7 protein-coding genes are annotated in these 8,146 nt (G+C 73.0%); 4 read left to right on the top strand and 3 right to left on the bottom strand.

Annotated features, from left to right (window positions below):
• The first annotated feature begins 85 nt into the window (after positions 1-85).
• Both J1C73_RS31945 and J1C73_RS31940 read left to right on the top strand, forming a co-directional pair.
• Positions 86-1,318 carry a threonine aldolase family protein gene (locus tag J1C73_RS31945; RefSeq protein ID WP_207319423.1) on the top strand — a complete coding sequence of 411 codons (1,233 nt, stop codon included), beginning with the start codon at positions 86-88 and terminating at the stop codon, positions 1,316-1,318.
• Between the two features lie 86 nt (positions 1,319-1,404).
• Positions 1,405-2,517, top strand: coding sequence for a DUF5937 family protein (locus J1C73_RS31940; RefSeq protein ID WP_207319422.1), 1,113 nt, complete (start codon positions 1,405-1,407; stop codon positions 2,515-2,517).
• Between the two features lie 46 nt (positions 2,518-2,563).
• Here the strand turns inward: J1C73_RS31940 and J1C73_RS31935 are convergent, their stop codons facing one another.
• Entirely contained in the window at positions 2,564-3,238 is a 675-nt protein-coding gene (locus J1C73_RS31935; protein ID WP_207319421.1) for a response regulator, read from the bottom strand.
• 51 nt (positions 3,239-3,289) lie between these two features.
• Positions 3,290-4,495, bottom strand: a complete 1,206-nt coding sequence (locus J1C73_RS31930) for a sensor histidine kinase (RefSeq protein WP_207319420.1) — start codon at positions 4,493-4,495, stop codon at positions 3,290-3,292.
• Between the two features lie 96 nt (positions 4,496-4,591).
• Between J1C73_RS31930 and J1C73_RS31925 the strand changes: the two genes are divergently transcribed.
• On the top strand, positions 4,592-5,560 hold the full coding sequence (locus J1C73_RS31925) for an SAM-dependent methyltransferase (RefSeq protein WP_207319419.1): 969 nt from the start codon (positions 4,592-4,594) through the stop codon (positions 5,558-5,560).
• 59 nt (positions 5,561-5,619) lie between these two features.
• Complete coding sequence (locus tag J1C73_RS31920) at positions 5,620-6,762, top strand: NADH-quinone oxidoreductase subunit D (protein WP_207319418.1); 1,143 nt, start codon at positions 5,620-5,622, stop codon at positions 6,760-6,762.
• Positions 6,763-6,800: 38 nt separating this feature from the next.
• Here J1C73_RS31920 and J1C73_RS31915 read toward each other — a convergent pair whose 3' ends face one another.
• A complete protein-coding gene (locus tag J1C73_RS31915) occupies positions 6,801-7,838 on the bottom strand; it encodes a coiled-coil domain-containing protein (protein WP_207319417.1) in 1,038 nt (345 codons plus the stop codon).
• Positions 7,839-8,146: the final 308 nt, after the last annotated feature.

Here is an 8,146-nt window from a genome sequence, read left to right as displayed (position 1 = left end):
ACGCCCGCGGGGACCGGACGGGCCGGTCGGACGGGGGTTCGGATAACCCGTGGGCGGGAGCCGGGTTCTGCGTGATGATCGTCCCATGGCAGACATGAACGAGCAGGCGCGCAGCGAGGCGGCGGACGGGACATCGCAGCCGGACGGCCCCGAGGACGCGGCCCCCTCCCAGCGACTCCGCCGGATCGCCGCGTGGCGGCGGGCCGAGCGCACCCTTTGGCGGGCTGGGATGGACCGCTCGCTCGGCGAGCAACTGGCCGAGCTGGCCGCCGACGCCGACACGGTCACCGATCTCGGACAGCCCGTGGACATCTACGGCGGCGGCGTGATCGCCGAGCTGGAGCAGCGGGTCGCCGAGGTGCTGGGCATGGAGGCGGTCGCGTTCTTCCCGACCGGAACGATGGCGCAGCAGGTCGCGCTGCGGTGCTGGGCGGGGCGCACCGGCAACGCGACGGTGGCACTGCATCAGCTCGCCCATCCCGAGATGCACGAGCGCGGCGCGCTCGGGGCGGTGAGCGGACTGCGCACCGTCCACCCGACGTCCGAGCCGCGGCTGCCCACGGCGGACGAGATCCGCGACTTCGACGAGCCGTTCGGCACCCTGATGCTGGAGCTGCCGCTGCGGGACGCGGGCTACGTCCTGCCCACCTGGGAGGAGCTGGAGGCGGTGGTGGCGGCCGCGCGCGAACGCGATGCGGTGGTCCACTTCGACGGGGCGCGGCTGTGGGAGTGCACGTCCCGATTCGGGCGGGAGCTGCCGGAGATCACGGCGCTCGCGGACAGTGTGTACGTGTCGTTCTACAAGACCCTCGGCGGGATCTCCGGGGCCGCGCTCGCCGGTTCCGCCTCGCTGATCGAGGAGGCCCGGACCTGGCGGCACCGGTACGGCGGCCAGCTCTTCCAGCAGTTCCCGGCGGCGCTCTCCGCCCTGAGCGGCCTGGAGCGGGAGCTGCCGAAGCTGCCGTCGTACGTGGCCCAGGCGCGGCTGGTGGCCGCGGCGCTGGCCGAGGGGTTCGCGGAGGCCGGTGCCGGGTGGTTCCGGGTGCATCCCGACCCGCCGCACACGCACGAGTTCCAGGTGTGGCTGCCGTACGCGTCCGACGTCCTGTCGGAGGCGTCGCTGCGGCTGGCGGAGGAGACGGGAGTGACGCTCTTCCGTGCGTGGTACCCGGCCGCCTCCGGGCCCCCCGGGGTCTCCTTCACGGAGGTCACGGTGGCCGAGCCGGGGCTGGAGTGGACGGCGGCGGACGTGAAGGCGGCGTTGGGCGAGTTCCTGAAGCGGGTGGCCGAACAGGAGCGGCCGGCTCAGCAGGAGTGAGGCGCGCCCGGCGGGCCGCCGATTGACGCCGGCCGTCAATCGGGGTCCGGCCCGCCCCGCTCACCCCGCACCATGGAGGGGTGAGCGTGACCATCGACATCACGGGGCTGGACCCCGGGCGCGTCGTCTTCGAGACCTCCCCCCTCGCCGAGCTGGGGCTCGCCCTGCACGCGCTCTCCGAGCCGGGGCACCACCCGGGCCTGCACGGCTGGGCGACGGCCACCACCACGGCGCTGGAGCCGGATCTCGCCGACCGGCTGCACGAGGCGGAGTTCCTGTGGCGGAACACGTTCTCGGACATCTTCATGCCGTTCGCGGGGGTCCGCGGCGGCAACGGCCGGACGGGCGCCTGCCTCGCGGAGGACCTGGACGTCCTCGACCGGCTGGACGACGAGCGCTTCGTCGCCGCGGCCCTGGAATTCACCTGCGCCACCCAGTACGGGACCGGCGCGCCCTCGCCCCTCGTCAACGCCGGGATGCGGGCCCGCGCCCTGGACATGGCGGCGGCGCGCGGCCCGCACCAGGTGGAGTTCACCCAGCGGCTGCTGACCGACCCCGCCTCCGTACGCCGCTGGATCCGGCGCCTCTTCGAGGACTGCGACCAGGCATTCTTCGCGGACACCTGGCGCCGCGCGCGGGTCCAGCTGGTGGCCGACGCCCGGCACAAGACGGATCTGCTGCGGCACAGGGGGCTCGGCGAGGCGATGGGCGCGGTGTCCACCGCGCTCTCGCTCGACGCGGCCGGGGACCGGATCCGCATCGACAAGCTGACCGAGGGCTCGACCGACGCCACCGACCCGGCCGTGGGTCCCGGGATCACCTTCATCCCGACCAGCTTCGGCTGGCCGCATCTGACGGTGCTGCACGCGCCGGGCTGGCGCCCGGTGATCCACTACCCCGTGCACCGGCCCGAGCTGCCCTCCCCCGCCTCCGTCGAGCTGCTGCAGCTGAGGATGGAGGCGCTGGCCCACCCGATGCGGATGCGGCTGTGCCGCAACATCGCGCGCTCCCCGTACACGACCGGGGAACTCGCCGATACGCACGGCATCACGTCCCCCGAGGTCTCCCGCCATCTCACGGTGCTCAAGAAGGCCGGTCTGATCACGACCCGGCGGCGCGGCAGGTACGTACTGCACCAGCTGGACCTGACCGTCGTGGCGCGGCTCGGCAGCGACTTCCTGGAGGGCATCCTGCGCTGAGAGGCTGTCGGCGGTCACCCGAAGCCTCTGAGGCGCGCGCCCGCGCTCAGCCCGCGCCGCCGCCCGCGCGCACCAGCCCGGTCTCGTAGGCGAGGACGACGACCTGCACCCGGTCCCGCAGGCCGAGCTTGGTCAGGATGCGGCCGACATGCGTCTTCACGGTCGCCTCGGAGAGCACCAGCCGCGCGGCGATCTCGCCGTTCGACAGGCCCTGCGCCACCAGCAGCATCACCTCACGCTCCCGTTCGGTGAGCTTGGCGATGTCCTTGTGGCGCGGTTCGGCCCTTCCGCTCGGCAGCATCGGCGAGAAGCGGTCGAGCAGCCGGCGGGTGGTGGACGGCGCGACGACCGCGTCACCGCTGTTCACGGAGCGGATCGCGGCGAGCAGTTCGCCCGGCGGCACGTCCTTGAGCATGAAGCCGCTGGCCCCGGCCTTCAGCCCGGAGAACGCGTACTCGTCGAGGTCGAACGTCGTCAGGATGAGCACCTTGGGCGCATCGGGCTCCGCGCAGATGCGGCGGGTGGCCTCGACGCCGTCCAGCCTCGGCATCCGCACATCCATCAGCACGACGTCGACCGCGGTGGACCGGAGGTTCTCGATCGCCTCCACGCCGTCGCCCGCCTCCGCGACGACCTCCATGTCCGGCTGCGCGGCCAGCACCATCCGGAAGCCGGTACGCAGCAGCATCTGGTCGTCGACGAGCATCACGCGGATCGCCATGGGGTCCCTGTCTCCTGATTCGTTCTGCGGTCGGCCTCGGCGGGCAAGGCCCTAGTCGGCCGGTTTGAGCGGCAACAGCGCGCTGATCCGGAATCCGCCGCCGGGGCGCGGCCCGGCGTCCAGCGTGCCGCCGACCATGCCGACCCGCTCGCGCATGCCGATCATCCCGTGGCCCGCGCCGTCGGCGCCGCCGTCCTCGTACAGTTCGTGCGCGGCGCCCCGGCCGTCGTCCTCCACCAGCAGGCCGAGGCCGTCGTCGAAGTACACCAGCCGCACACTGGCCCCGGCGTTCGGGCCGCCGTGCTTGCGCGTGTTGGTCAGCGCCTCCTGCACGATGCGGTACGCGGTCAGCTCGACGCCGCTGGGCAGCGGACGCGGCGTGCCCTCGATCTTGAAGTCGACGGCCAGACCGGACTGTCTGACCTGGTCGACCAAGTCCTCGATCTGCTCGACGTCGGGCTGCGGGACGTACTCCCCGCTCTCGCGCACGTCTCCCGTCCTCAGCACACCGAGCAGCCGCCGCATCTCCGCGAGCGCCTGCCTGCCGGTGCTGGAGATGGTCTCCAGCGCCTGCCGGGCCTGGTCGGGTGCCGCGTCCATGACATAGGCGGCGCCGTCGGCCTGCACGACCATCACCGAGACGTTGTGCGCGACGACATCGTGGAGTTCCCGGGCGATACGGGCCCGCTCGGCGGCCACCGCGACCTTCGACTGCGCCTCGCGCTCCCGCTCCAGCCGGGCGGCGCGCTCCTCCAGCTGGTCGAAGTAGGCCCGCCGGGTCCGCATCGAGTCACCGAGCACCCAGGCCAGCACGAACGGCACCGTCATCACGATGACGATGAACCCCTTCTGCGCCCAGCCGCCCGGCTGCTCGTCCGGCCAGCGGAGCTGGGCGAGCCCGGCCGCGCACAGGCTGCACGTCAGGGCGAGCCGGGACGCCCAGCGCTCGCCGACGGTGGCCACCGTGAAGGTGATCACCAGCATGGCGAAGTTCGCGGTGGTCGGTCTGACCCCGAACACCAGCTGGACGACGCCCATCGCGATCGCGAGCAGCAGCATCTTCTCGGGTGCCCGGCGGCGCAGTGCGACGACGACGCTGAGACCGATGATGACCGGCACCACGGCGAAGCGCTCACCGGCGCCGCGCCCGGCACCGCCCGCCACAATGGTCACGCCGGAGATCCCGAGGAGGAAGACAGCCCAGAAGCTGTCGACGCCCGTCGGGTGTCTGCGGATGAAATCGTAGAGGCGCTGCACGTAGCCCAGCGTAGGGACAGCCGACAGGTGAGCGGGTCAGCCAAAGGGCCGATCCGGGTCCGGAGACCGTACTCCCCAAGGTGGAGACTTGGATATGTGACGGATGACTGGCGCGGGTGGCAGGAGGCGGCCGAGACCGCTTTGTACGGGGACGGGGGGTTCTACCGGAGCCCCGAGGGGCCCGCGGGTCATTTCCGTACCTCCGTGCACGCTTCCGGGCTGTTCGCCGCGGCCGTCGCCCGGCTGCTGGTCAGGACGGCCGGCGAGCTCGGAACCGGTTCGGTGGACCTGGTGGATCTGGGGGCAGGGCGCGGAGAGCTGTTGACGGGAGTGCTCGCCGCGCTGCCGGCACAGGGCGGCGACGGTCTCTCGGTACGGGCGTACGCCGTGGAGCTCGCCACGCGACCCCGCGGCCTGGACCCACGGGTGGAGTGGTGCGCGCAGCCCCCGCAGGGCGTGCGCGGCCTGCTGTTCGCCAACGAGTGGCTGGACAACGTGCCGACGCCGGTCGCCGAGACCGATCCGGACGGCGTCGACCGCTACGTCCTGGTCCGGCCGTCGGACGGTACGGAGCGGCTGGGCGAGCCGGTGAGCGGGGCCGACGCCCGGTGGCTGAGCCGCTGGTGGCCGTCGGCGGGACCGGGCAGCCGGGCGGAGATCGGCCGCCCGCGCGACGAGGCGTGGGCACGTGCGGTGTCCACGCTGTCCGGCGGGCTCGCGGTGGCGGTGGACTACATGCACCTGCGGGAGGCCCGGCCGCCCTTCGGCACGCTGACCGGCTTCCGGGCGGGGCGCGAGGTGCGCCCGGTGCCGGACGGCAGCTGCGACCTCACCTCGCACGTGGCGCTGGACGCGTGCGCGGCGGCGGGCGGCCCGGCCGCGGAGATCCGCACCCAGCGCGAGGCGCTGCACGGGCTGGGCATCAGCGGCGGGCGCCCGCCGCTGTCCCTGGCGACGAGCGACCCGGCCGGCTACCTGCGGGCCCTGGCCGGGGCCGGTGAGGCGGCGGAGCTGACCGAGCCGGGCGGCCTGGGCGGCTTCGGCTGGCTGACGCAACGGGTGTGACGGAGCCCGCGGCCGCAGCGGCTTAGTCCCCGGCCCGGCCGCAGGGAATACTGTCCCGCATGACGGAGACCACAGTCGGCATCGGCGGCGCGGCGGAGAGCACCGACATGGTGCTCAACATCGGCCCGCAGCACCCCTCCACGCACGGCGTGCTCCGGCTGAGGATCGTCCTGGACGGCGAACGCGTCCAGCACGCCGAACCGGTCATCGGCTATATGCACCGCGGCGCGGAGAAGCTCTTCGAGGCCCGCGACTACCGGCAGATCGTGATGCTCGCCAACCGCCACGACTGGCTGTCGGCGTTCTCCAACGAGCTGGGCGTCGTGATGGCCGTCGAGCGGATGCTCGGCATGGAGGTCCCGGAGCGCGCGGTCTGGACCCGCACCCTGCTGGCCGAGCTGAACCGGGTCCTCAACCACCTGATGTTCCTCGGCTCCTACCCGCTGGAACTCGGCGGGATCACCCCGGTGTTCTACGCGTTCCGGGAGCGCGAGGAGCTCCAGGCCGTGATGGAGGAGGTCTCCGGCGGCCGGATGCACTACATGTTCAACCGGGTCGGCGGCCTCAAGGAGGACCTCCCGGCGGGCTGGCTCGGCCGCGCCCGGGACGCCGTCGCCTCGGTCCGGTCCCGGATGGACGTCTACGACAAGCTGGTGCTCGGCAACGAGATCTTCCGGGGCCGTACCCGCGGGGTGGGCGTGCTGTCGGCCCGCGCCGTGCACGCGTACGGGGTGTCCGGGCCGATCGCCCGCGCCTCGGGCGTCGACTTCGATCTGCGGCGCGACGAGCCGTACCTCGCGTACGGGGAGCTCCAGGACACCCTGAAGGTCGTCACCCGCACCGAGGGCGACTGCCTGGCCCGGTTCGAGTGCCTGCTGGACCAGACGCACAACGCCCTGGACCTGGCGGACGCCTGCCTGGACCGGATGGCGGACCTGGCGCCCGGTCCGATCAACCAGCGGCTGCCCAAGGTACTCAAGGCCCCCGAGGGCCACACCTACGCCTGGACCGAGAACCCGCTCGGCGTCAACGGCTACTACCTGGTGTCCAAGGGCGAGAAGACTCCGTACCGGCTGAAGCTCCGCTCGGCCTCGTTCAACAACATCCAGGCGCTCACCGAGCTGCTGCCCGGCACCCTGGTCGCCGACATGGTCGCGATCCTGGGCTCGCTGTTCTTCGTCGTCGGCGACATCGACAAGTAGCCCGGCCCGCGGCGGCGGGAGAGCAAGGCTCCCCGCCGCTACGAGATCGCGCTGCGCAGCTCCGCGACGTCCAGCTGTTCGGTCTCGTCGTGCGCGGTCAGGTCGATGACCTTGCCGACGGCCCGGTTCTCGGCCGCGCCCGTGCGGTGTGCGGCGAGTGCCTCCTCGCCCACCACGTCGGCGAGGTCCTCGTTCTGCACGGACTCGATCGCGGCGTGCGCCTTCTGCGTACCGAAGAAGTCGAAGCTCCCCTGCGGCACCAGGTGGCGGCGGGCCGCCGCGTACGGGACGACCGCGCTGGCGGCCGGCACGGCGCGCCGGGCGGGCAGTGACTGGGCCTGGGACTGGGACTGCCGGGGCGGCGCGGGCAGGGCGGCCGCCGGGCGGCGGTGCTGCCCGTCGCCCGTGGCACCGGCGTGCGCGGCCGCCGCGTGCTTCCCCTGCCGCTCCTCCGCCTCCCGGGCCCGCTCCGCGAGGTCGCGCTCCCTGGCCTGCTCGGCGGTGCGCCGCGCCTCCTGAAGCGCCCCGTTGCGCGTGAGGTCCTCCAGCGCCTGGGCGGCGCGCAGATATCCGGCCGGGGTCGGGGTGCTGCGCGCAGCGGGCAGTTCGCGGGGCGGCGCGGCCGCCTCCAGGGCGAGCTGGCGACGGCTCTCCAGCACACTGGCGCGCTCGGTCTCGGCGTTGGCGTACCGGCGCAGCAGCGCGGCGTGCTCGCCACGGAGCCCGGCGAGCTCGACGCGCTTGCGGCGCAGTTTCGTCTCCAGACGGGCGCGCAGTTCGCGCGCCTCGTCCAGATCGGCCTCGATCTCCGCTATGCGTTCCTCGGCCCGCCACTCGTCGCCGGCGCGGGCGCGGGTCAGCTCCGCGACGCGACGGCCGGCCTCCCGGTCCCAGCTGCGCATCAGATACGCGCCGGTGAGGGCGGCGGCCGCCGCGGCGGCGACGAGCGCGCGCAGGGCCAGGGGTTCGGCGAGCAGCCAGGCTCCCGCGGCACAGAGGACCGAGGCTCCGGCCACGGCCGAAGGCGGAAGGATTCTGTGCAGAGGTGGCGAATGGCGATGGCGTCCACGTGGCATGGCCTGAAATTTACCGTGCGTACGGGCTGCTTGGGGGGCCGCCCGGCAATCTGTTCCCCGCCGGTTACCTGACGGCCCCCGAAACACTCACTTCCGCTCCCGCGCACGGACTTCCCGTACGCCTTACGGGGCCCCTTCCGAAGCTCCTCCGCAGACCTTCGCTACTTCTTGATCAGACCTTTCGACTGAAGGTATTCCTTGGCCGCGTCCTCGGGCTTGGCGCGCTCGGCAAGCTCACCGGCGCACTCACCACCGAGGACCTGGCGGAACTGAACCGCAAGGTCGACGCCGAGCGCGCCAAGCCCGAG

Origin of the sequence: Streptomyces laculatispora (genome assembly GCF_017353455.1) — a bacterium.
GTDB lineage: Bacteria > Actinomycetota > Actinomycetes > Streptomycetales > Streptomycetaceae > Streptomyces > Streptomyces laculatispora.
Note: the sequence above shows the minus strand (reverse complement) of the source record. Positions and strands in the feature narration are given on the sequence as shown.

Bases quoted from the DNA above. Each gene is read 5' to 3' on its own strand.
- J1C73_RS31945 (WP_207319423.1), top strand. From the start codon at position 86: ATGGCAGACATGAACGAGCAGGCGCGCAGCGAGGCGGCGGACGGGACA.
- J1C73_RS31920 (WP_207319418.1), top strand. From the start codon at position 5,620: ATGACGGAGACCACAGTCGGCATCGGCGGCGCGGCGGAGAGCACCGAC.
- J1C73_RS31915 (WP_207319417.1), bottom strand. From the start codon at position 7,838: ATGCCACGTGGACGCCATCGCCATTCGCCACCTCTGCACAGAATCCTT.
- J1C73_RS31935 (WP_207319421.1), bottom strand. From the start codon at position 3,238: ATGGCGATCCGCGTGATGCTCGTCGACGACCAGATGCTGCTGCGTACC.